Annotated in this window: 21 protein-coding genes and 1 pseudogene; 11 read left to right on the top strand and 11 right to left on the bottom strand. The window is 41.3% G+C overall.

The genetic code is table 11. From position 1 onward, the window contains the following. Positions 1-6: 6 nt before the first annotated feature. Positions 7-1,797 carry a RagB/SusD family nutrient uptake outer membrane protein gene (locus R2Q66_RS17705; protein WP_316751462.1) on the top strand — a complete coding sequence of 597 codons (1,791 nt, stop codon included), beginning with the start codon at positions 7-9 and terminating at the stop codon, positions 1,795-1,797. A 50-nt stretch (positions 1,798-1,847) separates the two neighbouring features. Beyond that, on the top strand, positions 1,848-2,771 hold the full coding sequence (locus R2Q66_RS17700) for a metallophosphoesterase family protein (RefSeq protein ID WP_316751460.1): 924 nt from the start codon (positions 1,848-1,850) through the stop codon (positions 2,769-2,771). A 104-nt stretch (positions 2,772-2,875) separates the two neighbouring features. Here the strand turns inward: R2Q66_RS17700 and R2Q66_RS17695 are convergent, their stop codons facing one another. Continuing rightward, positions 2,876-5,341, bottom strand: a complete 2,466-nt coding sequence (locus tag R2Q66_RS17695) for a YfhO family protein (protein WP_316751457.1) — start codon at positions 5,339-5,341, stop codon at positions 2,876-2,878. Between the two features lie 211 nt (positions 5,342-5,552). On the opposite strand from R2Q66_RS17695, the gene R2Q66_RS17690 reads away from it, so the two are divergent. The 5 genes from R2Q66_RS17690 to R2Q66_RS17670 all read left to right on the top strand — a co-directional run bounded on the left by R2Q66_RS17690 (position 5,553) and on the right by R2Q66_RS17670 (position 9,251). Continuing rightward, positions 5,553-6,188, top strand: coding sequence for an isochorismatase family protein (locus R2Q66_RS17690; RefSeq protein WP_316751455.1), 636 nt, complete (start codon positions 5,553-5,555; stop codon positions 6,186-6,188). Positions 6,189-6,305: 117 nt separating this feature from the next. Then, positions 6,306-6,875 (top strand): Crp/Fnr family transcriptional regulator, encoded by a 570-nt coding sequence (locus R2Q66_RS17685; protein WP_316751453.1) that lies wholly within the window; start codon positions 6,306-6,308, stop codon positions 6,873-6,875. Between the two features lie 188 nt (positions 6,876-7,063). Next, the gene (locus R2Q66_RS17680; RefSeq protein WP_316751451.1) at positions 7,064-7,618 is read left to right on the top strand and encodes an NAD(P)H-dependent oxidoreductase; all 555 of its coding nucleotides are present in this window, start codon (positions 7,064-7,066) and stop codon (positions 7,616-7,618) included. A 46-nt stretch (positions 7,619-7,664) separates the two neighbouring features. Continuing rightward, on the top strand, positions 7,665-8,306 hold the full coding sequence (locus R2Q66_RS17675) for a hydrolase (protein ID WP_316751449.1): 642 nt from the start codon (positions 7,665-7,667) through the stop codon (positions 8,304-8,306). Between the two features lie 72 nt (positions 8,307-8,378). Next, a complete protein-coding gene (locus tag R2Q66_RS17670; protein WP_316751445.1) occupies positions 8,379-9,251 on the top strand; it encodes a pirin family protein in 873 nt (290 codons plus the stop codon). 40 nt (positions 9,252-9,291) lie between these two features. Here the strand turns inward: R2Q66_RS17670 and R2Q66_RS17665 are convergent, their stop codons facing one another. Continuing rightward, the gene (locus R2Q66_RS17665) at positions 9,292-10,023 is read right to left on the bottom strand and encodes a DUF92 domain-containing protein (protein WP_316751444.1); all 732 of its coding nucleotides are present in this window, start codon (positions 10,021-10,023) and stop codon (positions 9,292-9,294) included. Positions 10,024-10,043: 20 nt separating this feature from the next. Next, entirely contained in the window at positions 10,044-10,901 is an 858-nt protein-coding gene (locus R2Q66_RS17660; RefSeq protein WP_316751442.1) for a helix-turn-helix domain-containing protein, read from the bottom strand. A 201-nt stretch (positions 10,902-11,102) separates the two neighbouring features. On the opposite strand from R2Q66_RS17660, the gene hxlB reads away from it, so the two are divergent. Both hxlB and hxlA read left to right on the top strand, forming a co-directional pair. Then, positions 11,103-11,693, top strand: coding sequence for a 6-phospho-3-hexuloisomerase (hxlB, locus tag R2Q66_RS17655; RefSeq protein ID WP_316751440.1), 591 nt, complete (start codon positions 11,103-11,105; stop codon positions 11,691-11,693). Positions 11,694-11,778: 85 nt separating this feature from the next. After that, positions 11,779-12,411: a 3-hexulose-6-phosphate synthase gene (gene hxlA / locus R2Q66_RS17650; protein ID WP_316751438.1), complete on the top strand. Its 633-nt coding sequence runs from the start codon at positions 11,779-11,781 to the stop codon at positions 12,409-12,411. A 123-nt stretch (positions 12,412-12,534) separates the two neighbouring features. Here hxlA and R2Q66_RS17645 read toward each other — a convergent pair whose 3' ends face one another. The 6 genes from R2Q66_RS17645 to R2Q66_RS17620 all read right to left on the bottom strand — a co-directional run bounded on the left by R2Q66_RS17645 (position 12,535) and on the right by R2Q66_RS17620 (position 19,761). Continuing rightward, positions 12,535-13,881, bottom strand: coding sequence for an anaerobic C4-dicarboxylate transporter (locus tag R2Q66_RS17645; protein WP_316751436.1), 1,347 nt, complete (start codon positions 13,879-13,881; stop codon positions 12,535-12,537). Next, complete coding sequence (gene aspA / locus R2Q66_RS17640; protein ID WP_410479441.1) at positions 13,878-15,290, bottom strand: aspartate ammonia-lyase; 1,413 nt, start codon at positions 15,288-15,290, stop codon at positions 13,878-13,880. The genes R2Q66_RS17645 and aspA overlap by 4 nt, the downstream gene beginning before the upstream one ends. Before the next feature lie 139 nt (positions 15,291-15,429). Continuing rightward, complete coding sequence (locus R2Q66_RS17635; protein WP_316751432.1) at positions 15,430-16,476, bottom strand: type II asparaginase; 1,047 nt, start codon at positions 16,474-16,476, stop codon at positions 15,430-15,432. A 46-nt stretch (positions 16,477-16,522) separates the two neighbouring features. Next, on the bottom strand, positions 16,523-17,779 hold the full coding sequence (locus tag R2Q66_RS17630) for a DcaP family trimeric outer membrane transporter (protein ID WP_316751430.1): 1,257 nt from the start codon (positions 17,777-17,779) through the stop codon (positions 16,523-16,525). A 410-nt stretch (positions 17,780-18,189) separates the two neighbouring features. Beyond that, positions 18,190-19,023, bottom strand: coding sequence for a DUF6266 family protein (locus tag R2Q66_RS17625; protein ID WP_316751428.1), 834 nt, complete (start codon positions 19,021-19,023; stop codon positions 18,190-18,192). 447 nt (positions 19,024-19,470) lie between these two features. Beyond that, positions 19,471-19,761 (bottom strand): putative quinol monooxygenase, encoded by a 291-nt coding sequence (locus R2Q66_RS17620; protein ID WP_316751426.1) that lies wholly within the window; start codon positions 19,759-19,761, stop codon positions 19,471-19,473. Between the two features lie 250 nt (positions 19,762-20,011). On the opposite strand from R2Q66_RS17620, the gene R2Q66_RS17615 reads away from it, so the two are divergent. Then, positions 20,012-22,285: a glycosyl hydrolase family 95 catalytic domain-containing protein gene (locus tag R2Q66_RS17615; protein WP_316751424.1), complete on the top strand. Its 2,274-nt coding sequence runs from the start codon at positions 20,012-20,014 to the stop codon at positions 22,283-22,285. Positions 22,286-22,366: 81 nt separating this feature from the next. Here the strand turns inward: R2Q66_RS17615 and R2Q66_RS17610 are convergent, their stop codons facing one another. After that, a complete protein-coding gene (locus R2Q66_RS17610) occupies positions 22,367-22,768 on the bottom strand; it encodes a PD-(D/E)XK nuclease family transposase (RefSeq protein ID WP_316751535.1) in 402 nt (133 codons plus the stop codon). Positions 22,769-23,024: 256 nt separating this feature from the next. On the opposite strand from R2Q66_RS17610, the gene R2Q66_RS17605 reads away from it, so the two are divergent. After that, positions 23,025-24,281 carry a hypothetical protein gene (locus R2Q66_RS17605; RefSeq protein WP_316751422.1) on the top strand — a complete coding sequence of 419 codons (1,257 nt, stop codon included), beginning with the start codon at positions 23,025-23,027 and terminating at the stop codon, positions 24,279-24,281. Positions 24,282-24,351: 70 nt separating this feature from the next. On the opposite strand, the pseudogene R2Q66_RS17600 reads toward R2Q66_RS17605, so the two are convergent. Continuing rightward, positions 24,352-25,120 (bottom strand): annotated as a pseudogene (locus R2Q66_RS17600) (PD-(D/E)XK nuclease family transposase). Between the last annotated feature and the right edge of the window lie 118 nt (positions 25,121-25,238).

The raw sequence follows: 25,238 nt of genomic DNA, 5'->3' as shown, positions 1-25,238 counted from the left end.
ATCATCATGAAAAAGAATATATATATCATGTTTGCAGCGTTGGCCATTGGATTGGGCGCCTGTAAAAAGGGAGACCTGGATCGTTTTCCGCAGACCTCTATTTCTCCGGATCTTTTCTTTAATACCGAAGAAGACCTGGCTCTTTATGTCAATGGCTTGTTATCGATGCCGGATAGAGGCACTTATTTAAACGATCAAAGTAGCGATAATACGTCCACTACTGCCGCAGTAGAGATTAAAAATATCATGAGAGGCAATGCCACTGCCCAGAATATCACCTCGGGTTGGGATTGGTCGAGACTCCGCAATATCAATTACTTCCTGGAAAACTACAATAAAGCGAAAATTAGCGATGAGGCCAAAAGGCACTATGCCGGATTAGCCAGATATTACCGTGCTGGTTTTTACCTGGGTATGGTGAAACGCTTTTCTGATGTGCCCTGGTATTCAAAAACCCTGAATCCGGGAGATGCAGATCTGATTAAACCACAAGATCCCCGCGCATTAGTCATGGATAGCGTGATGGCCGACCTGGATTACGCTTATAAAAATGTAAGGGAAAAGGTGCCTTCAGGAACACCTGGGAAATGGGCTGCCGCTGTGGTTTATAGCAGAGCAGCATTGTACGAGGGGACTTACCGGAAGTACCATACGGAACTGAATTTAAAAGCTTCTGCCAATCAGTTTTTAGAAACTGCCGCTAAAGTGAGCGGAGAAATCATCGCCGCAAACAAGTTCTCTATCTATAATACCGGGAAATCTGCCAGTGATTATGGAACCTTGTTTAACAGTCAGGATTTATCGCAGAATCCGGAAATGATATTGGTTAATGTTTTTGATCAGGCGAAAGGCATAGGTCAGAATGTGAATGGAACTGTATTTGGGGAGTATGAGCAGGCTCCTGCAAAAGACCTGATCGAAGCTTACCTGATGAAAGATGGCAGTCGTTACAACGCGATTCCTAACCATGAGCAGTTTGGATTTGTAAAGGAGTTCGAAAACCGTGATCCGCGATTGTCGCAAACTATAGCTTACCCGGGTTGGATTCGTGTTCCGGATAGCAAACCCTATGTACAACGCTTAAATAAAAACTTTACTGGTTATCATCAGCTAAAAGGTTATGTAAACAGTAATGACAATAACGTGATTGCCGGGGTCGATTTTCCGGTATTCCGCTATGCGGAAGTACTATTGACCAGGGCGGAAGCTTTAGCAGAACTCGGTACATTAAGCCAGTCTGAACTAGATGTTACGGTGAATCTGCTTAGAAAAAGAGCCGGTTTACCAGATTTGAATATGGCCCTGGCAAACGGAAATCCTGATCCTGTACTCTTACAACAGTTTGGTAATCTCGAAGCCAATCAAGGGCTAATCCTCGAAATCAGAAGAGAACGTAGGGTAGAGTTCGCTTTTGAGGACTTTAGATATGATGACCTGATGCGCTGGAAAGCTGGTAAACTACTAACCAAAAGTCCGGAGGGGATGTATTTCGCCGGATTAGGGAAGTTTGACCTAACTGGCGATGGCATTGAAGATATTATATTAATCGATGGTTCACAGACGATTCCTGATGAAGATCATAAGGAAAAGAACTCCTTAGGAGTCACCCTTTCTTATTACCTGACCGGTGTGTTCGGAACTGAAACTACCGTCTACCTCAAAAATGGTCAGAATGGGGGAAATATCGTCACAGAAGCTTTCCAACGTAAATTCGAAGAACCTAAGTATTATTATCGCCCGATTCCACAAAAACAGATGCTCCTAAATAAAAATCTGAAGCAAATATTTGGCTGGTAACCAGTCTGTTGTTCTGTTTAATTGTAAACACCTAAAATGAAACCATAATAATGACACAACTAAAAAGAAGATCCTTACTGAAAGCAGCCGGATTGGCTGTTGGCGCAGTGGTAACCGGTGGTTTGCCGGCACTGGCCTTAAACCCGGAAAAACAAGGGGAAAAAGGTAAAAAACCGGCACTAACTGTCGCACACATAACCGATGTGCACATCAGAGCAGGAGAGAATGCGCCTGCAAGATTTAAACAGTGTTTAAACCAGATCGTTACTAAACATAAACCCGATTTCTTCCTTAATGGTGGCGATTCCATTAATGATGCCTCTTACGATAATGTAGTACATGATCAGGTGATTGAGCAATGGGGGATCTGGGACGACTGTATAAAATCACTCGATAAGTATGAAATCCATAGCTGTATCGGAAATCATGATTCCTGGTGGAAAGCACCTTCTAAAGAACATGAAATGTACGGGAAAAACTATGTGGTGAAACGACTTAAAATCCCAAACCGATATTATTCATTTACGAAGAAGAACTGGCATTTTATTGTGCTGGACGGGAATAATAAGGACATTTCCTTAGACCCGGAACAGTATGCCTGGCTGGAGAAAGATCTGGAAAAACTGCCTCCAGGTACGCCAACCTTGTTAATGTCTCACTATCCGATTTTAGGAACTACGCAGGTTCTGGTAGGTGGTGGTCACTCGGATTGTAAGAAGTTAAAAGACTTGTTTTATAAACATCGTGATAAGGTGAAGGTCTGTTTAAGTGGGCATAACCATATGTCCGATCATACCAGTTATAATGGGGTGCTGTATTGCTGTAATGGCGCAATGAGTGGTTTCTGGTGGGGAAAAGGGGATGCGGAATCCGCCGGACCAGGTTATTACCTGGAAACGCCTCCGGGCTATGCCATGTTGAAATTGTATGAAGATGGAACGGTAGAGAATGACTATCACCCGCATACTTTTTAATTGAACCTAAGAAAAATTTAACCTGCTTTTATTACACACCAAAGCCTTTAGATCCGCAGATTTAAAGGCTTTGGTGTGTATACTTATGAGTTTATCCGAATTGGTTATTTAGCTGTTTTTCGTTCTTTATAACCCAGATATCCCGCCAGCAATAAGCCGATAATCAGCACAATCGAAGCGATCAGAGAAATGATTTCTCCTGTATAATAAGAAGCAGGATGAAATACAAACTCGATCTGATGTGTCCCTGCCGGAATATGCGCTGCTCTTAACAGGTAATTTGCTCTGAAATAGGGCTGCTCTACCTGATCAATGAACATTTTCCAACCCTTATTGTAATAGATTTCCGAAAACACGGCAATATTGGCTTGTGGCGAACTGCTTTCATAAACCATGCGGTCTGGGAAATAACGGCTCAGTTTAATCGTTCCGGAGGAGGCAGGAACAGCGCTTAGTTCTTGCGCTTTAACCAGTGGCTTGTACTGCTCGTCGATCACCACCGTTTCTTTAGGTTTAAATGTCCCTATAGCCGCCATTTCCTGATCTGCATTAGCTACATATTGGATCTTATTGACAAACCAGGCATGACCGCAAACATCCGGGTTCAACTGTGCAATCAGTTTTGGGGAGTTCGGATCTGTAATAATCAGGTATTTGGTGTTCATCATGCCCAGAATATCCAGGTTAACGGTTTTCTTGAAATGTGTTTCGATAACCTCATCGAATCGCTTCAGACGTACCGCCGAATAACCGCCTATAGATTTATGGAAATAGGGGGTAGTGGCATCGTTCATGATGCTTTGCGTCAGGTCAATCACTTTAAAGTCCGGATCTTTATCCTGGTCAATAAAACGATCCACCTCCCGGAGCTGTGGCTTCTCCGTATCCTGTTTCGCCATAAAAGTACCCTCATTTAAATACCTTTTATCGACACCCCATAGATCTGTTAAGATCAGAAAAAGAAAAGCAATGGAAAGTATATTGAAACTCAGCTTCTCTTTTAGATAGGCCCAAATCCCTGCAAAAGCAAGCAAAATAAACAAACAAGACCTCATCGCGTCAGCCTGCGCAGCTGCTTTTCTATCAGCCACAAAAGCATTTCCAATGGTGTTTCCGGTTGACTGATCTATTTTAAGTGCCTCGGTAAATTGCGCCACAACGGACTGATGGTCGCTGCTTTTAAAGGATAGAAATAAGGTAGGAATAATCGCAATCAGCAAGGAAAGCCCAAAAGTCAGGTAAAAAGCAAGCTTTACCTGTTTAAATAGCTCCTTTTTATCTTTATTCAGCAACAATTCATTTACCGCCAGCACAGCCAATATCGGGAAGCACAATCCGGCTACAGCAAGGATCGATTCTACTGCCCTGAACTTGTTGTAAAATGGCGCGTAGTAGAAGAATAAGTCCGACACCAGCGGCATGTTTTTTCCAAAAGAAAGCAACATCGTTAAGACCACAACAGATAATAACCACCATTTAATATGGTTTTTGACGATAAATAAGCCGAGTACAAACAGGAAACAGATCACCGCTCCAAAATAAAACGATCCCTCTGTAAAAGGCTTTTCACCCCAGTAAGAAGGCATCAGCGACTTAGAAAGGTAATCCGCCTCACTGGCATCAGCACCAATTTCTGTCAGCGTTTTTACCACATTCGAATGTGCTGCCGAATTTCCTCTGGAGCTGCCGCCAAAAGCATTTGGGATCAGGAAAGTGATACACTCTTCCACCCCCTGGCTCCATTGATAGGCATATTCCCTGGATAATCCGGTACTGGTTTTAGCCACTTTTTGCGTCAGGTTCGCATGGCCTCTGATGGTCTCCGCACTGTATTCATAAGTGCTCCACAAAGAAGAAGTATTCACTGCTAGGGCCAGTAGTCCGGCAACAAATGCAAACCCGGCAGCCTTAAAAAATGCGGTTGTCTGTTTTGACTTTACGGCATGATAACATTCCATTCCCACTAAAATCAAGATGGCTAAAAACAGGTAATAGGTCATCTGGATATGGTTAGCCCTGATCTCCAGCGCTAAAAATAGGGCCGTTACCGCTGCGCCATAAATGTATTTACCTCTAAAAATGAGTAGGATACCGGCAACAACAGGGGCGAAGAAAGAGATCGCAGCAACCTGATTGGCATGTCCGGCACCGAATAATATGATGTTATAAGAAGAGAAAGTAAAAGCTATAGCCCCCGCTGCGGAGAGCCAGGGATTCAATTTTAGCACGCAAAACAGAAAATAACTGCCCAATAGTAATACCAGTACAGTTCCAACCGGCTGCGGAAAAGAATAATTAATGGCTTTTACCAACCAGGTGGTCATGTTATTGGGATAAGGAGCCCAGATTTGAAAGGCAGGCATCCCGCCATGGATCTGATTGGTCCATAAAATCGTTTCTCCCTTTTCCCGGTAATGATTGATTTCGGTAGTCGTCGATTGCGCCCTGGTCACATCATTTTGTCCAAGCGTTTTTCCAAAGAATACGGGGTTAAAATATAAAAAGGTGATTCCAAAGAAAAGTACAATGACCATCAGATGTTGGCCATTTTGCTTAAACCAGTTATTCATAGCAGCTAAAATTTTCCATAAATATAGAAAAACATAGGGCTATTCCTTAGCCATCCAAATTCCTTAACCTACATTAACTATTTGTCTTAATCTACTCCATTGTTTGTTTTTCGGGGGCACTCTAACTTTGTGGTGTTGAAAATCAGGAGCTAAATCAAAAGAAATTGAAAGCCCTTTTAAACTAAAAACTGTAAACTAAAATTTAAAGATTATGTCAGTACTAACAAGAATCAATTCGGATGAAGTAGCAATTCTTTTGATCGACCACCAAAGTGGATTATTCCAAACCGTTAAAGACATCGAAGTAACGGCGCTACGAAACAATGTTGCTGCACTTGCAAAAGTAGCCGCAGTTGAAAATATTCCGGTATTCACTACTGCATCAGAACCGAATGGACCAAATGGCCCTTTGATGCCTGAAATTCATGAACTGGCTCCACATGCCATATATATTCCCCGTAATGGTGAAATCAATGCCTGGGATACACCGGCTTTTGCCGAAGCCGTTAGGAAATCAGGGAGAAAGAAATTGATCATAGCAGGAGTGTTAACTAGTGTTTGTGTGGCATTTCCAGCCATTTCTGCTAAGGCAGAAGGTTTCGACGTTTTCGCAGTAATCGATGCTTCAGGGGACATGAGCCCATTGTCTACACAAATTACGATGACTCGTTTGGCAATGGCCGATGTGATACCAATCAGTACGGTTGCCGTATTGAGTGAGATTCAGAAAACCTGGAAACGTGAGGATGCCCTGGAATTTGCTGACGCATTTTCAAAAGTAATGCCTCCTTATCAATCACTTATCGAAAGCTATCAAAAAGCGGTAAGCGTAGGTAAAGGCGTTTAATAAATATGGCTTTTGCCAGATCAGGCTTTGCTACCGAATCTCCAAAGTAATCGGTAGTAAAGCCTTTTTTTTACCTGCGATAAGCTTTACCTTAGTTATTCTTATTAATCCTCCTTTATGAGCCATGACCTTCTTTTAGCAAACATCGCAAAGCATATTCAGCTTGGTGAGGATGAAAAACAACAGTTCTGTGCTTACCTCCAAGTTAAGAAAGTGAAAAAGAAGCAGCATTTATTGCTGGAAGGAGATGTGAACAGGTTTGCTATGTTTGTGGTCTCAGGATGTTTGAGGAGCTACCACCTGGATGCAAACGGCTTTCAATATATTCAGCAGTTTGCACCGGAAGGCTGGTGGATAGGAGATATGTATAGCCTGATTACGCAGGAACCGGGTCATTTATATATTGATGCCCTTACAGATGCAGATTTACTCTTAATTTCCAAAGTAAACCTGGAAAAATTGTATAAAGAGATTCCAAAATTCAACTATTATTTCCGAATCCTGGCTGAGCGGTCATTGGTTTCTTTCCAGGAGCGTTCCATGGAAAATCTGAGACTTAGCGCAAAAGAACGCTATGGGAAGTTTTGCCTTCGCTACCCAACCTTAACCAACATCCTGTCTCAAAAGCAGATCGCCGCTTACATCGGAGTTACCCCTGAATTTTTGAGTAAAATGCTGCATGCTTAAGCATTAATCCCAAAATCTTCTTATGGTAGATTAAGCGATTTTCTTAACCTATGTTATTTTTTCTGATCTAATTACCCGCTAATTTTGTTATAGGGGAAAGGCCTGTTGATTAAAAATGAACGGCCTTTTCAGACGATGAATAGGAGAGGTTTTGTAACGTCTGGACATTAATCCTTAAATAAAGAAATATGTATCAGCTTAAAGTGATTGTGGCCAGTACCAGGCCGGGAAGAAAAGGACCAGCCATTGCAAAATGGATGATGGACTTGTTAAATAAGCAGTCGGACTTTGAAGTCGAATTGATCGACCTCAAAGAAATAAATCTGCCTTTTATGGATGAGCCGGAGCATCCCAGACTACAGAAATATCAACACGAACATACCAAAGCCTGGAGTAAGAAAATCGCAGCAGCTGATGCCTTTATTTTTGTGACTCCGGAGTATAATTTCGGATTTCCTGCCACCCTTAAAAATGCACTCGACTTCCTGTATCAGGAATGGACGTATAAACCTGTCGGATTTGTGAGTTATGGCGGCATTGCCGGTGGTACCCGAGCAGTTCAGATGCTGAAACAAGTGGTAACAGCGATGAAAATGGTGCCCCTGGTAGAAGCGGTTCACGTTCCCTTTTTTACCAAATACATGGATGATGAGGAACGATTTACAGGCGATGAAGCACATCTCCGTACGGCCGAAGGAATGCTAAAGGAATTGCTGTGGTGGACCCAAAAATTACAAAAATAAACGCTTGAGTAAATAGTTTGAATTTTACCAGTTAAAACAAAACATCATGAGTAGTTTCCCAATCAGAGATCAGAAAAATGATCACCTTTTGACACCAGAAAATGCGGCATTTATCATCATCGATTATCAGCCGGTTCAGGTGAATTCAATCGCCTCAATGGACAGACAATTATTGGTTAATAATATTGTCGGTGTCACAAAAATGGCTAAACTGTACAATTTACCAATTATCCTTTCTACCGTAAACGTAAAGACCGGTTTGAATTTTGAAACCATCCCTCAGTTGCGTAAAGAACTGAAAGGAATACCATCCTATGACCGCACCACAATTAATGCATGGGAAGATGTTGAATTTCTGGAAGCTGTAATCGCAACCGGAAGAAAGAAACTAATTATGACCGCCCTCTGGACAGAAGCTTGTCTTTCTTTCCCCGCATTAGATGCGCTGAAAGAAGGTTATGAGGTTTATCCAGTCGTAGATGCCGTTGGTGGAACATCATTAGCGGCACATGATGCCGCCTTGAGAAGGATGGAGCAGGCAGGTGCACAGCCGGTAAGTGTAGCACAGCTGTTCTGTGAACTACAAAGAGACTGGGGAAGATCAGAAACAGTACCAGGATTTATGAAGTTGTTTATCGAGACGGGTGGTACCGCGGGTATCCAGTTTTCTTATGATAAGTCAGAATAATTCTAAAGCTTATTTTAAATAAGAATCCCGGCAGATTGTTTACTCCTGCCGGGATTGTTTAATACAAATGATATGAAAAAGAAAATAGCAGGAGTCTACAGCAGTGGTTACAAACATGCTGTCGGAGACGCTTTTAAAGTGATCAATATCTTTCCTAACGGGAATAATCTGGGGGATAAAATGAGCCCTTTTTATATGATCGATTATCAACCGGAAACCTATTATGAACCCAGCGATAAAAAACGTGGCGTAAATGTACACCCGCATCGTGGGATAGAGCCGGTTACACTGGTATATCAAGGTGCTGTTGCGCATACCGATAGCGCTGGTCATCATGGGATAGTAGGGCCTGGCGATGTACAATGGATGACTGCCGGAAAGGGAATCCTGCATAAGGAATATTTCGAAGAGGAGTTTTCCCGTAAAGGAGGAAATCTTCAAATGATTCAGGTATGGACGATATTGCCAAAAGCCTTTAAATATGTAGAACCCGGTTATCAAACCTTACTCAAAGACGAGATCAAAAAGGTAACACTGGAAGAAGGAGAAGTCAGGATAATTGCAGGAAGTTATCAGGGCGTAGAAAGTCCGGTGAAAACGTATAGCCCGATGAATCTCTTAGACGTTACTTTGAAACAAGATGGAGGTATGAAAATCGACTGTCCTGCTGAGTATAATATGGGTATTCTGATCCTCGAAGGGAAGCTTAAACTGAATGAAGTGGAAGCTGGTAAAGAGCAGTTTGTCTTGTTTGAAAATGAAGGGGAAGTTCTGGAGATTCTTGCGATGGAAGATGCTAAGTTTTTAATCCTGAACGGAAAACCTTTGAACGAACCAGCAGTACATAAAGGGCCATTTGTGATGAACACGGAAGAGGAAATCGAACAGGCTTTTGCCGATGTTGCAGCCGGTAAATTTGGTTCCCTGGAGAATGAAGTCGTGTAACAGAAAAACGAGATGGCTTGCCGGGCTAAGATCAATGATTTTAGCCCCTGATCTGGAACAATAAATACAATAGCAAACCGGCCAGGGCCGCAAACCCTGTGTTTAAAAAGTTGACCATATTGTTCCCGATCAGATTTTTTCGTTCTAATAATCCACCAAGCAGGGAGTCGCTGAAATTGCCTAGTACCCCTGCTATAGCCACAATAATTGCTATTTTCCCGAATCCAGCATAGGTCAAAGCGATGATACCTGCACCAATCGCACCGATTATTGTGCCTTCCAGACTGATCACCCCATCCAGACCATTGGCCTCCCTTTTAAAACTAATAATGTTGTAGAAGCGTTTGCCGTAAACCATTCCCAATTCCGAAGATAAAGTGTCGGCAAGAGCCGAGGCCAGACTTGCAGCCATCATCAATAGGTAGTATTCTTTGTGCTCCGGATTGAATAGCGAAAGTATGGCGGTAATTCCGGCAACACCACCGTTTGCGAGTACCTGCCGGGCATCACGGCCCGTTTTCTCAGCGGAATCCGGATGTATCAACTGCTTGATCCTTTTCTGATGCGAAGTAGCCAATACACTTAAAACGAAAAATACCCCTAACATGGCAATGCCTTTCAATCCTGCCGTTGCTGCAACGAGAAAACCCAGTAATGCCGCCGTTATAGCTGCATAAAAGGTCAGTTTCCCGAGTTTTACGCAAACTACCATGAGAACTAATAGTAAGAGCAGTATAATTTGCAGCAAAGGATCTGTAAGAATGGGAGCCATTTTTTCGGGAATATAAGCGTTTAAACCAGCGTGTTGAATTTAACTTTAATGTGTTCCTTTGCCTGTTTTTGAAACTCTTCCGGCGTCTGACCAGTCTGTTTCTTGAAAAACCGGCTAAAATATGGCCTGTCGGAAAAACCCAGTTCATAGGCGATCTCTTTGATGGTGATCTCACTATGAATGATACTCCGTTTTGCTTCCAGAATAATGCGGTCATGGATCAGCTGCATCCCTGTTTTGTCCAGTTTTTCTTTCAGAATCTGGTTCAGTCGCTTAGAACTAATCCCCAGTTTTCCCGCATAAAAGTCTGTATTACGAACCTGCTGATAATTGCTTTCCAGCAACATTAAAAACTCATAAACCCGCTTTTGATGGATGTCCTGACTGGTGAAATCATGTTCTTTTACCTGAATCAATTTCAAAAGAAAGACTTTGAGTAGCGCTTTTACCATCGTCATGCTGTGATTGGCATACTCCTTTTCCAGTAAACTGAAAATCCCTGAAAGTTCAGCAGCAGCAGCCTCATTTAACCGCAGACAAGAGAATTCCCCCTGTACATTGAAAATCTTAAAGAGGTCTAAAAGAAACTCTTTGTCTTCCTCTTCCAGCATATCTCGCTTAAAAGAGATCAGCTCCCCGTTTTTTCCGGCTTTATTCAATTGATGTACACGGTACGGAGGAATCAGGTAAATCCAGTCGCCTTTAGCATCCAAATCCGTATCCTTTAAGGCATGTAAAGCATCCTCATTCTTCAACCACACAATCTCAAAAAAGTCTTTCCTTCCCGGATCATTCAGGTAACTCGGCGGACAATTGCCCAGATTACGAATATAAATCAGTGATTTTTCCAGACCCGCCGGTAATGCAACATTCATCATGCTACAAAGATAAGTAACTCCATCTGGCGTATAGGACGATTTGGAAAATATGGTGGACTATTCAGAAATAGCTTGTTTTTTGTGGCTTAAGCATGACTTAGAAAGGGCTAAGTTTCCTGATTGTCCCATATAAATGGCTGATTGTGTAACCAGAGGGCAGAAAAGCCGGCCTACCTTTACACCAGATTAAAAACGGTTACAATGGAGGTTCAAACAACAACGGATAAACAACTGGCAAAAGAGGTTCGCAATAACCTTGAAATGATACTCATGGAAAATACCTGGTTGTTAAAACAGATAGATTTTAATGAAGTAGCAACTTTTACAAATACCATTAAAACAGCGAATAACATCTTTATCATCGCCGCAGGTCGTTCTGGTTTCGCCATGCGTTCAGCAGCAATGCGCCTGATGCACCTGGGATTAAATGCCCATTTTGTTGGAGAAACTACCACTCCGGCCATCAAACAAGGTGATTTGTTAATCGCAGCATCCGGTTCTGGGACCACCAGTTCTATTGTAAAAGCAGCAGAAAAAGCAAAATCAGTAGGCGCAACGGTAGTGGCACTTTCTACGCAGACAACATCACTGCTTGCCAATAGCGCAGATCAATTGATACTCATCCCCGCTGCGGAAAAAGAAGACCATGAAGGTAGTCGTTCGAGGCAATATGCAGGAAGCTTATTTGAACAGTTTCTCCTGTTGCTTACAGATGCTGTATTTCAGTCGCTTTGGAAGATGGACGATACTCCTAATGCGGAACTGTGGACAAGACATGCAAATCTGGAATAATGCGGTTAAGCACAATTAAAACGGGTTAAACCTAGTTTAAACCCGAAATAATCAAGAATTAAATCATTTATTATATAAAATCATTATGGCAAAATTACAAGTAGCAATCGATTTATTAACGACAGAAGAAGCATTAGCATTGGCAGCAAAAGTTGCCCCTTATGTAGATATTATTGAACTGGGTACTCCATTAATTAAAAACATGGGTGCAGCAGTAATTACTGCAATGAAAGCGGCACACCCTGATAAACTGGTTTTTGCAGATATGAAAACAGCTGATGCTGGTGAATTAGAAGCTGAAATCGCTTTTAATGCAGGTGCTGATTTAGTTACTGTAATGGGAGCTGTTGGTGATGCAACAATTATCGGTGCCGTTAAAGCTGCAAAAGCACACGGAAAAGGTATTGTAGTAGACACAATTGGTTACCCTGACCGTGTTAGACGTGCACAGGAAGTAACTAAATTAGGTGTAGAATTCGTAGAATTACACGCTGGATTAGATGAGCAATGGACGCCAGGATACTCAATCCAGGTATTAATTGATGAAGCAGCAAGAGTAGGTGTTCCTGTTTCTGTAGCTGGTGGTGTAAACATTGATAATGTTGCAGCAGTAGTTAAAGCAGGTGCTTCAGTAGTAGTTGCAGGTGCTGCAATTTACGGAGCTGAAGATCCGGCAGCAGCAGCAAAAGCATTGCGCGAAGCAATTGATGCAGCTTAATCCGCATTAAAGTATTAAATGAGAATGCCCCGTAATCATCTTGATCATGGGGCATTCTTGTATGGGAAGGAATTTGTTTTTGAGGTCTTGAAAAAGAGAAACCTTTGAAAGTATAATCTGCTCCTAAAATAAAATCCCTGTCAGCACAAAACCAACTATAATCGCTACCGATAAGGCCACCAGCCCTGGTACCATAAAACTGTGGTTCAATACGTACTTCCCGATTTTCGTACTCCCCGTTCGGTCAAAATCGATGGCCGCAACAAGGGTAGGGTAGCCTGGAAGCAAGAAATCACCACTCACTGCCGGGAACATCGCAATCAAATGCGGATTTATAATTCCTAAAGCAACACCCATTGGCATAATCGTTTTGGTGGTTGCTGCCTGACTAAAGGTCAAAGCTCCCATAATGAACAGTGCGAAAGCGAAAGTCCATGGATGTTCAGAAACAATATCTTTAAATGTATGCGCAATGACCGCTTCATTTGCAGCCATAAAAGTTGCACTCATCCAAACCACACCCAACACAGAAACAACTGCGGTAGCCATGGAAGTGAACAAACTCATCTTGGCCACTTTAGCCGCCGAAGTTTTAGTGATCAGCATCATGAGCGCCGAAGCGGTTAGTGTGATCATGATGATCAGACTGGTTAAGCTAATCGTTCCATCCGCATTTACACTGAAACTTTTGGCACCACCAACATGAGGTACTAATTGAGGAAATGCACCAAATAAAATGATCATCAGAATGGCCAGGCCAAATATGCCAACGGCAATTTTAGCCCCCGGAGCAGCTACATAGTGACTTTCGCCACCACTGGTATCCGTAGGATCCATCGAACGCGCAAATTCAGGATCTTTCATTTTCTCGATAAATATCGGATCCTTATCTAGTTCAATACCTTTCTTACGCACCACCAGAATGCTGACAAATATCCCGATAATGGAAGCCGGGATACATACCTTCATGATGTCTATAGAAGCGGAAGAATAAGCCAGGATGGTCACCAATGCAGCAGTCGCCGCACTCATCGGACTCCCTGTAATCGCCAGATGGGAGGCAATCACAGAAACCGATAAAGGTCTTTCCGGTCTGATTCTTTGTTTCGCTGCCACCTCCGCAATGATTGGTAAAAGAGAGTAAACGATGTGTGCAGTCCCCGCAAACAAACACAGGAAATAAGTGGTGAAAGGAGCAATAAAAGTAATCTGACTTGGGTTTTTCCTAATGATTTTCTCCGCAATACTGACCAGATAGTCTAAACCACCAGCTGCCTGTAAAGTGGCAGCGGTGGTTACAATAGCAAGAATAATCAACAACACGGCAACAGGAGGCTCGGCAGGTGTCATTTTAAACACCAGCACGAAAATCATTAAGCCTACCATTCCCATCACCCCGAGTCCAATACCTTTCATCTGTGATCCGATTAGGATCATGGCCAGTAATATGCCGAGCTGGACGAAGATCATTGTGAGATAAATTTAGGGTTGATCAGGTTATCAATTGAATAAATTTCATCCCACTTCGCCTGGGAAATCAACTTTCTTTCGGTCACCACAATCTCGTAAATAGATTTGCCTGTTTTAAGCGCCTCTTTAGCGATGGAAGCACATTCTTCATAACCTAAAATTGGGTTCAGCTGAGTCACGATACCAATACTCTGCATCACCATATTTTTACAGTGTTCTTCATTCGCAGTAATGCCCAGAACACATTTGTTTTTTAACGTCAGACACGCTTTTGTCAGGTATTGCAGGGAAGTGAATAATGCCATTCCAATTACTGGTTCCATTACATTTAATTGTAACTGACCGGCTTCAGCAGCCATTGTAACCGTTAAATCTGCACCAATCACATAGAAACAAGTCTGGTTCATCAACTCAGGAATCACCGGATTTACTTTTCCAGGCATGATCGAAGAACCCGGTTGCATCGGAGGAAGGTTGATCTCGTTTAAACCACATCTTGGGCCGCTGCTCAATAACCTTAAATCATTACAAATTTTACTCAATTTAATAGCGTTACGCTTTAAAGTACCACTCAACTGCACTAAAGCGCCGGTATCGTAAGTAGCTTCAATTAAATCTGCCGCCAGAATCACGGGAACTTTACTGATTTCCGCTAAGTATTTAACGCATAAAGCAGAATAACCTTCTGGTGCATTTACGCCCGTACCAATGGCCGTAGCGCCCATATTTACTTCGGTAATCAACAATGCTGCTTCTTTAATACGCAACACATCTTCTCCTAAAGTAGTAGCAAATGCGTTAAACTCCTGACCTAAGGTCATCGGAACCGCATCCTGAAGCTGCGTTCTTCCCATTTTCAGCACATCTTTAAACTCTTTCCCTTTGAAGAAAAATGCTTCCTGTAACTCTTCCAACGCAAGGGCGAAATGGTTGATTTTCAGGTAAACGGCAATTCTGAAGGCCGTTGGATAGGCATCATTGGTGCTTTGAGAAAGGTTAACGTGGTTGTTTGGGTGTAAATGAACATAATCACCTTTTTTATAACCTAAATATTCCAGACCAAGATTCGCAATGACTTCATTGGCGTTCATATTGGTGGAAGTACCGGCACCTCCCTGAATCAAATCACTGATAAACTGATCGGTAAACTCACCGGCAATTAGTCTGTCGCAAGCATAAACAATGGCTTCCGCTTTTTTAGCATCAAGAATTCCAAGGTCTCTGTTGGCCAGTGCAGCCGCTTTTTTAACATGACCGAAAGCCTGGATAAAAAGAGGTTCAGAACCAATCGGAATACCAGTGATGTCGAAGTTCTCTTTTGCGCGCATCGTTTGAACGCCATAATAACAGTCATTGCTGATTTCTTTTTCGCCTAAAAAATCGTGTTCAATTCGAAAAGTTGCCATAATAGTATAAAGTTTAATAGTATGTTTTGAATAGTTAAAATCTTGTTTGTTGGAAAGAAAAGCATCAGCTTAATGATGCTGGAATCTTTTTGATTGGTGAAAAATCCCGGAACAATGCACCCGGGATTAATCGAAGCAAAAATTAGTATTGAAGGAAATATTTTTGAAGTTCAGCAGCTTTATGAGTTTTTGTTAAGCCCAACATCAGCAGTATTCTTGCTTTCTGAGGGTTTAAGTCGTCGGAAACAATAGTTCCCAATTCCTTATCATTTACTTCTCCATCTTCTACCACGCGGCCGGAAATACATCTGCTCCCGCGACAAACGGCAATGCCGTCTGCAATTGCTTTTTTAACGGCTGCGGTAATTGGTTTAGAGAAATTTCCATTACCTACACCTGCAATCACAATCCCTGCTACTTTATCCTTTAACAGGCAATCAAAATAGCTTGGAGAGGGATCTGTATACATGTAAAAAATCTCTACCTTAGGGAAAACCGTGTTTTTAGTAATGGTAAATGGGGCAACATGTGGCGTACGACGCTCAGAAGTCTTGTAATATTCTACTTTTCCGTCGAAAACCTGTCCAACCGGACCGCTGTTTGGCGCACCAAATGCATTCACTTTTGTTGTACTCAATTTGGTCACATCTCTGGAGCTGAAAATAGACTCATTGAAGGAAACCAATACCCCACGATTTCTGCTTTTCGGACTTGCAGCAACGGTAATGGCATCAAAAAGGTTTTTAGGACCATCCGCGCTAATCGCTGTAGAAGCTCTCATAGAACCGGTCAATACAACCGGATTATCAGAAGAAATCACTAAATCAAGGAAATAAGCCGTTTCTTCCTGCGTATCTGTACCATGTGTAATCACGATGCCATCCGCTTCTTTTTTACTGAAAATTTCATTGATTCTCAGGGCTAATTTTTTCCAGATCTCCAGGCTCATATCCTGACTTCCTACCGAAGAAATCTGCTCGCCACTCACATCTGCAATCTGACTAATTGTAGGAATAGAGCCAATCAGCTCAGAAACAGGGATTTTACCGGCCGTATATCCCGCACGATCTGCGGAAGCGCCCTCTCCGGCAATAGTGCCACCGGTAGCGAGTATAATGATTCTTGGTTTTTGGCCATACGCTACCTGTAGCAACAGGACCATGACTAAAAGTGATAGTAGTTTTTTCATAATTGTAGATTTATACGATGTATTGTAGATAGATGTTTTGCTGCTTTTAAAAATTGTATAACATGCCGAAGTTGATGCGCACTGCATCCTTTCCTTTTTTGATGCCTTCATCCAGATGGAGTTCTTTATAGCCGATCTGAGGCTCAAAACCAACCATTAAATTGTCAAGTATGTTGTAAGAAAGGTTTAGTGTGAAGTGGTAATTCGTCATTTCATTCCATGGACTTGCCGTTGCTTCTGCACCATAAAAGTGGTTGTAAGAAGCGATCACCATCGTATGGAATTTTGGCGTCCAGAAACGTTGATAAGAAATGAAACCGGCATGTACATTTAATAGATTTAATTCTCCCATTTTGTTCTCTTTGGCAAAACCATCTAATCCAGAACCACCAACTGCCAGAAAATAATCTGCAATGCCTTTTCCTACATTAAATTGAGCTTGTAGGTTATTTGTTAAACCAGATTTCTTATTGAAAAAGATGCTGGCGATAGCAGTTGCACCCCAGCCATTTTCTGATTTGAACTTAACTTCAGGTGCAGTTTCTAAGAGATTTTTAGAGTCGTAACCAACGTTTCTATAGATACCGGCAACTTTTAAGAAGCCACCATTGTCGTAATCATACCTTAAAGCACCAATCACATCGGGCATCCTTTTGGGCGCATAATCTACTCCCAACGCATCGTTAGTGGTATAATCGTATAATCTGCGAGGTTCCATCTGCTCTACTGCAACCTCATAACCCGCCTTACCGTTTGGATTGAATTTGTTTTTGTAATTCAGCTGGATTCTTCTGCTCAAGACCATTCCGGTTGGACCATCCCAATCCAGTAAACTTGCCGGCCATAAATCAGAATCACCGAAAGTTGACCAATTCTGGCCTAACGTGAAATTGTTGTACTTGATCCAGGCATGACGCAACCTGAATAAGGAAGTCCGGTTTGGTCCACCTTCAAAATCACCTTCCAGCATGGATCTGATCTCTTTGCCGTTTTTCAATTGAGTAGTCGTCGTGAATCGAATCTGACTTTGGCGCATATCCACCCAAAACGCAGGTTTATTGCGACCAAAAACATCGTTCTCATGGATGAGAAATGAGCTGTTGCCATGTAGATTTCCACTGATGTCGTAAATGCCGTTGAGCTTTAACCGGCCAATTAATGCAGAGCTGATTTTTGGCTTGCCATTTAGCGAGTCCTTGCTTTCATATTTGATGAGCTGAGCCTGTGCCTGGGTCGTGATTAACGAGCAGCCAGCCAGAAGTAAGCCAAAGGATACTTTAACTTTAGTAAAGGTTGTATTCATAGTTGCGATTTAAAGGGAAAATGATGGCATGAGTAATCCTTCAAAAAGAAAAAATCCTTTAACATCGCCAGGAATAGCAATTGCAAGCGTAGAGAGTAGTTTTTCATAAAGAGGTAGCAGAATGAAGGAAATACTTTTGTTTCTTGAACAACCCCTTAAGGCTATAAATGTTTGAAATTTATTGTAATAATTGTAAATGGTGTTTTATCGCCTGATTACTACATAGATGCGTTTTTAGATTAACTTGATTGTGTTTGTGGAGTCGTCAGGTGAAAATGATTACCCTACAAAGGAAGCTATATTCAGTGATTCCCTATTCATCTATGACCTGATCAAAGATAATTTACGGGGAGACATAAGAAAGTTCGTTATCCGATATAAAAAGGGGGTAGTGGTCTCTTTCTTTTGATTTAGCCGGGCTTTCCGGGCAGGTGTTCCAGTTGTTTTTTGAGGACCTTATATTCCTTTTCGAGGGTTTTAAATGCTTTGTTTTTGGGGATTTCGCCATAATTGGCTTTCAATTGCGCTGAATAATTACTTTCCAACTGATCAAATCTTGTTTTTACCCGCTGATATTTCTCTTCTTCCTGTTTTTCTGACGCATTTTTACCAGTACCATTCAAATTGCCCAGGTAAACACTGTCGGACACCTTTTCTCCATCCGCAGAAATAAATGAAATATAAGGTTCTATCTGTTGATTTAAGGCCTCTTCATACATCGGAATAAAACATTTCCCTTCTGATCTTCTGGCGATATTCAGGTATTCCCTGTCTTTTCCGCTTTCCGGGCAACAAATCATCACCATCACACTGTCGTTGTGCTGTAGGTCGGTAGTAGGTGTCGGATCCCAGGTGATTTCCAGTCCGCCTGCTAATTTTTCGATCTTTAAATCCGCGGTCTCCGGCATATGGCCCTGACTTACCTTTACCTTGCTGTAGTCAATGCGAATATTGGGGTATTCGCCTGTTAAAGCCTGTTTTTTATGATAAGAAGTGGCTAAATTATGTGCATTATGCACCGTTCCTCTGGCCTGTAAACCATAACCGAGTTTAATAAAACCACCCATTCCACTTAGCAGTTTGGTGGTGACAGCCATTTCCTGATAATTGGCCAGTTGAAGCGTACTAGGTTTTCCCTTTCTGCCGATTAAACGTACCACAGGTTGCCCATTGAGCATATAAAAAACAAGATTGCCAACTTTTCCGTTAAGGTGGCCATGCGGACCGTTTGAAGCTATTGCCATGTTAGAGAGGTTAAGGGGTTGAGGTTGAGTTGGGTATTGTTCGGTTTGATGAGTAGGAAGGTAGTAATTATCTTCGGTGTATCCTCATAATGATACTTTATTTATTTAAGTCCTAAAAGAAAGTTACAAGCTGTTATCCAGTACTTTGATGGGGCTGTATGCCCAAATAGGCCCTATCAACCTCTCATAAAATCCGGAAAGAAACCTTAAGAAATAAAGTCTCCTATCGAAGGCACCCTAACCCGTACCAGAACGGATCCTGAGCTTACTATGGCGTTATGCGAGAGGAAGTAGCCACTTTGCTGAAATTAAGCCTTTATGGTATGGCGCATTTAGCGGATGCTTAGGTAAAAAAAAACGAATATAAAGACAGGGGTCAGACGTGATGCTGAAAAACCTGTTCTTATATTCGTTTAAAAGAGCCCTGATGTCAGGGGGTCTTAAAAGTTAAGCAACTTTTTCTATTTTATGAATCATTGCCGGACCGTCTATGATGCTTGCAGTATCTGCAATAAAACGAGCAATATGAGGTTGTGCATTGTGCAGGTCTAATCCTTCCTGACTTTCCCAGATCTCATGGAAGATAAACACATTTTTATTTTCCTGATCCTGGTGAAGGTCGTACTGAATACAAGCATTTTCTTTTCTAGACTCGGCAAGTAATTGTAACAACATGGCTTTCATCGCCTCTGCATTTCCTTCGGTACTTTTTATAATGGCTGTTAAGTAAATGTTCATCTTTTTCCTTGTTTTGTAAGGAAGCAAAAGTAATCAGCTTTCCTGTATTATGAAAATAACAGAAATCATAATCAACTATTATAATAATGAGGGTTTGCCTGTTTTTTCAAAAAGAGGATTCTATTAACTTAAGGATTTCGTTATAATGTTCAGTGATTTTGGCAAAGCATGGGTATTTTAATTAAATCTGAGTAGATTTAGTTAACCGGCTCTTGTTTAGGTAACTGGAGTTGCTGAAATTTTCACACACATGAAAACCTGTTTTTCTTTGATCTTGTTCTTGTTCGCCACGATTACCTTGTCTGCACAGGTAAAACCAGCCGAAATAGATTGGTCTGCATTCATGAAACGGCAAACCCTGCGTTGGGACTCGATTGGCACCAGCTATTATACTGGTATCATTTTGGGAAATGGTTTGATCGGTACCAATATTTATAAGGAAGATGAGCAGACGATCCGATTTGATATTGGCCGTACTGATGTTACGGATCAGCGAAAGCACGAAGGAAACGGACTTTCTGAGCCCTTAATTTCCAGACCCAGATTACCTATTGGCAGGATGACGATCAAGACCGTCGGGAAAATTACCGGCGCTAAAATGAGCCTTGATATTTATAATGCAATCGCGGAAGGGACGATTTATACGACTAAAGGAAGCCTGAAATTCAATGCCTTTGTGCCTGCTAATACTAATGTGATTTATATATCTGCAAAAGGCACTCAATTAGAAAATGATATTAATTGGCAATTTATTGCCGAAAAGAGCATAAGTCCGCGGATGATTGGTCAAAATGCCGGAAACCCTGCCGTATATCCGGAAAACCCGGCTTATCAACTTTCGAAAACAGGAGCTTTTGAGGTTTGTCGGCAGCCTTTGCTAAACAATGGAGGTTATGCCACAGTATGGACCAAAAAGAAAACGGCAAAGGAGCACACCATGATCCTTTCTGTAGGATATGACGCGTCCGGAAAATCTGATGAGGTAAAAGAAGCGACACAAGTCGTTCAGGCTTTTACAAAAGCAACATATCCTGTAGTTTTAGCTGCACATCAAAAGTGGTGGCATCAGTTTTATCAGCAGAGTTTCATTTCTATTCCTGATCAGCGGATGGAAAGTTTTTACTGGATTCAACTCTATAAACTGGCTTCAGCGACCAGAGAAAACCGGCCAATGATCGACCTGGTGGGGCCTTGGTTTAACGGAAAAACACCATGGCCAGGGGTATGGTGGAACCTGAATACCCAGCTTACCTATTCGCCAATATTTACAGCCAACCATCTTGAACTTGGGAAATCCTTGTTTAATACCTTAAATAGTAATCTTCAAAACCTGATTAATAATGTGCCGGAACCATGGAGGAAAGATGCTGCGGCAATTGGCAGGATTTCCGGCTATGATTTAGTGGCGCCATTAGCCGAAGCCAACAAAGAAAACGGACAGTTTGAACTGGGAAACCTGACCTGGACTATGTTCTATTATTACCAGTATTATGCGTATTCCAAAGATCAGGAAGAGCTAAAGAAACACATATATCCCTTATTAAAAAGATCTGTAAATCATCTTTTGTATCATTTGAAAAAGGATGACCAGGGGGTATGGCATTTACCTTCTTCTTTTTCACCAGAATATAAATATGCGGAAGATGCCAATTACGCATTGGCTAGTCTGCGCTGGGGCCTGAAAACGTTAATCAACTTAAATGAAAAGGAAGGATTTCAGGATGAAGATCTTGATAAATGGAATAACATTTTGGTAAATCTGGTACCTTATCCCGTAAATGAAACCGGATTAATGATAGGGAAGGACGTAAGCTTAACAAGCTCTCACCGACATTATTCTCATTTGATGATGATATACCCGTATCATTTGATGACGCCGGTAAATGCGGAGGATAAGGCCTTAATCGAGCAGTCGTTGAACCATTGGCTTTCCCTGAAAGGTGCTTTGCAAGGTTATACTTTTACAGGTGCCGCCTCCATCAATGCGATGATGGGCAAAGGAGATCAGGCTTACGACTTGCTAAACCAGCTTTTTGATCAGTTTATTCAGCCAAATACCTTGTATCAGGAGTCTGGACCTGTGATCGAAACTCCATTATCTGCTGCCACTTCCATTCAGGAGTTACTAATTCAGAGCTGGGGAAATAAAATCAGAATATTTCCTGCTGTCCCCGGGGCATGGAAGGATGTTTCGTTTGACAAGCTTCGCACAGAAGGTGGTTTCCTGGTTTCTGCCGGCAGAACCAATGGAAAGACTAAATTTATTAAGGTTTACAGTAGCAAGGGGGATACTTGTCGGATACAAACAGATTTGAACGTAAGTCTTTTAAGTTCTGATAAAAGACAGGGAATCACGTTCTCCGTTTTTCAGAATGACGGAAAAGTGAACCTTAACTTTTCCACCATACCCGGAGAAACGATTTATCTCTCCGAAGGATATGCGGAGGAACATAAGTTTAAAGCCAGCGTTGTGACACCGGCTATTAGAGCAAATTGGAGCTGGGGCCTAAAAAAGAAACCTTAGTTTTTGGCAGTATCCCAAAAAATAATCTTTTCGAATGATGGATAAGTTAGGATATTTTAGGGATGTTAATGTACTCATATTTTAGGATAATTTTTTAATTTCTGAAACTGAAAGGTCGGTTATTTCGAAGATTTGAATTGCGGAGAATCCCCGGTGCTTTAAGTTTTTGGCAGTGCGTATCTTATTTTTCATTTCTCTTATTTTTCCTTTTGCTTTCTCTTGTGCTATCCCTTCTTTTTTTGCCTTTATTGCCGCTTTCTTTACCGCAAAACGTATCGTGTTTTCATAATCGGAAACCGACTTTACGTTGGAATCATAGATTGCACGGTCTATATCTGACATTTTATTAAGTTCAGCCAGTTCAAAAACCTCCTGGAAAATTCCATCCTTGAAGCTTGCGGGCATTTTTGTTAGTTTGCTCATGTTTTTTAGGTTATATAACCATTTATCTAAATCTGTTTCCAGTTCTTCTTCCTCCTTAATAAAGCAGATACTTAAAGCCGAAATCGGTTAGGGGATCCTGCGCTTTCATGTACAATTGGTTCTGGTCTAACTACTGTATTTAAAATTGCAATAACCATTTTAAGTATATTTATTTATTAAATAATTAACAAATGTTTTTAATTTTAGAGGTTTTTTTTGATTATGATAATTTGCAATCGGATATAAGAGTGTATATTTGAGTTGGACTAAATCCAGTAATGTGGTTTGAAATGTGCTGGTGCCAAATAAAGTTAAAATGGACAGAAAGAAAAAGAAGCAGGTGGCAATTAAGTCTGCGGCTAATATTGAACAACAACGTAAGGCATTAAAGGAGAGGTTTTTAGATCGTTCCAGAAAAATAATTATGCTTATTGGAGGGGATATGCTCCTGCAAAAACTTCCGGATGCCTTTCTGGGGAGACTTTATGAATGTCGGTATCCGGTACTAAAAGCTAAAGCAGCTCCTGGATCAGGACTCGACAAGATCAAGGTAATTCAGTTTAATAAACTGTTGCAGAATTATATTGAAGGTGTAGAACTTACGCTTCCTAATGGCAATAAAATACTGCTTTCCTGGTATCTCTCAGAAGGGATAACCTTAACCGATAGTATTGGTGATATGGAAACCCATGGTGATCCGGAACTGGAAGAAATTAAAAGACATTTTTCGTTCGGTTCACACGATAGTTCCTTTCACCATGATTTGCAGGAATTGCTCATTAATATAGTCACCGATATTTGTACTTTATTGAGTGATTACAATGACCATATTTACAGGAGCGATCTCGGGCTGACTCCCTTTTTCGCTAAATTTAATCCGGATAATGATATTCTGATCCACAGCTTTAAACCAACAAAAGAGAAGGTCGAAACGACGAAAGGTATGCGGAATGCGATACGCCTGGGCTGGCTTTCAACTGAATTCAAATGGGAGCACTATAGTGTTAAGCCCTCCTTGCTCGGTTTCAAAACAACGGGACTGGATATCCCTTTGGAAATTTACATCAGTACGCATACCCTCGACAGGTTACAGGAACGAATCAATATCAGTCCTGGAATCATGCATCAAATACTGCTGCTCACCTTTTTAGAGCCGAAAATAACTCATCGATGGATGGGGGATGCAAGTCATGTTGATTTCCGTGTCGCTGGTGAGAAAGTTGGCTATCTGGTCGTAAAACAGCATGGAACCAAACTGATGATCCATACTTTCTTATTTCTAACCAACAACGATACTTTTGAAGGGGAGAAACTTGGCCGTCTTTTAAGTGTCGTTAAAGAGGATAAAAAATACCTGGAAATTGATAGTCTCCCTGCTTTTAACTCCTATCATATTGACGAAAATGAAAAATTAAGCAAACTGTTTAAAGATGCGGGCTGTGGATCCCTATTGAAATTAGGACACCTCAAGGAATTTACCATCAACCAGATTGCAGATAAGGACGCTGAATCCATATTACACTACCTGGAGGACGCCCCATATTTTAGTAAACAGGTTACTCAACCCGGGTAAATCCCCGCATTTACCTGTATAAATAAAGTCGTTTTTCATAAAAAGAACGACTTTATCTGACGGATAGGGATTAGCCTTTTGGATCTATTTTATTTAGTGATTCTAGTTTCTCAATTTCTATAATTGGGAGCCCGGATATTGCAAAGATTTGATCAATGGGAAATCCCATTTGTTTTAAAGTTTGCGCGGTAAGTAACTTGTTTTTCATTTCTCCTTCTGCTATCCCTTCAACCCTGGAAAATGCTATAGAGTTTATATAATCCGAGTGATTTTTCCAGTTCGTTACATAGATCGCCAGATCTTCTTTTGACAGTCTATTCAACTCTGCCTGTTCAAAAAATCTAAAGAAAACTCCTTGCTGGAGGCTCGCTGGTACTTGTGTTAGTGTGCTCATATTTTTTAGGGTATATAACCATTTATCTAAATCTGTTTCTAATTCTTCTGCCGTCTTATTAAAGCTGGGTAATTCAATGAATTTGAAGCCAAGCTTAGGGGAAAATAGCTGCCCGTTAATTTTATTAATTAATGCAATGTCTTGAAGGTAAGTACCCGGTTCGCTATCTGTAAGTTTAAAATCCAGCACAGCAAGGATATAAAATAAAGTGTTCACCATCAACTGTGGTACAGGTCAGGTCAAAAAATACTTTTTTGTGAACTTGCAGTACTCCTGCATATTCTGTAGCGCCATACTGAATGTCTATGATGGTCTTCTCGCCTTTAAAAATTGCATTAATAAAGGAAATGAGGAGGTCCTTATTAGTTTCTGCACCAAATAGATGCTTAAAACCAAAATCGGTCAATGGATTTAAGAAGGTGGGCAGTGTAGCAGGTTCGGTCATATACAATCGGGCTCTGGTCTAACTACTACATTTAAAACGTGATCAACAACTTTTAGGGTAATTATTTTTTATTAAAGTAATTGATGTGGTCTATTTGTGGGTGTTATTGAAATTACTA

The sequence above is a fragment of the Pedobacter gandavensis genome, from assembly GCF_032677645.1.
Lineage (GTDB): Bacteria > Bacteroidota > Bacteroidia > Sphingobacteriales > Sphingobacteriaceae > Pedobacter > Pedobacter gandavensis_A.
Note: the sequence above shows the minus strand (reverse complement) of the source record. Positions and strands in the feature narration are given on the sequence as shown.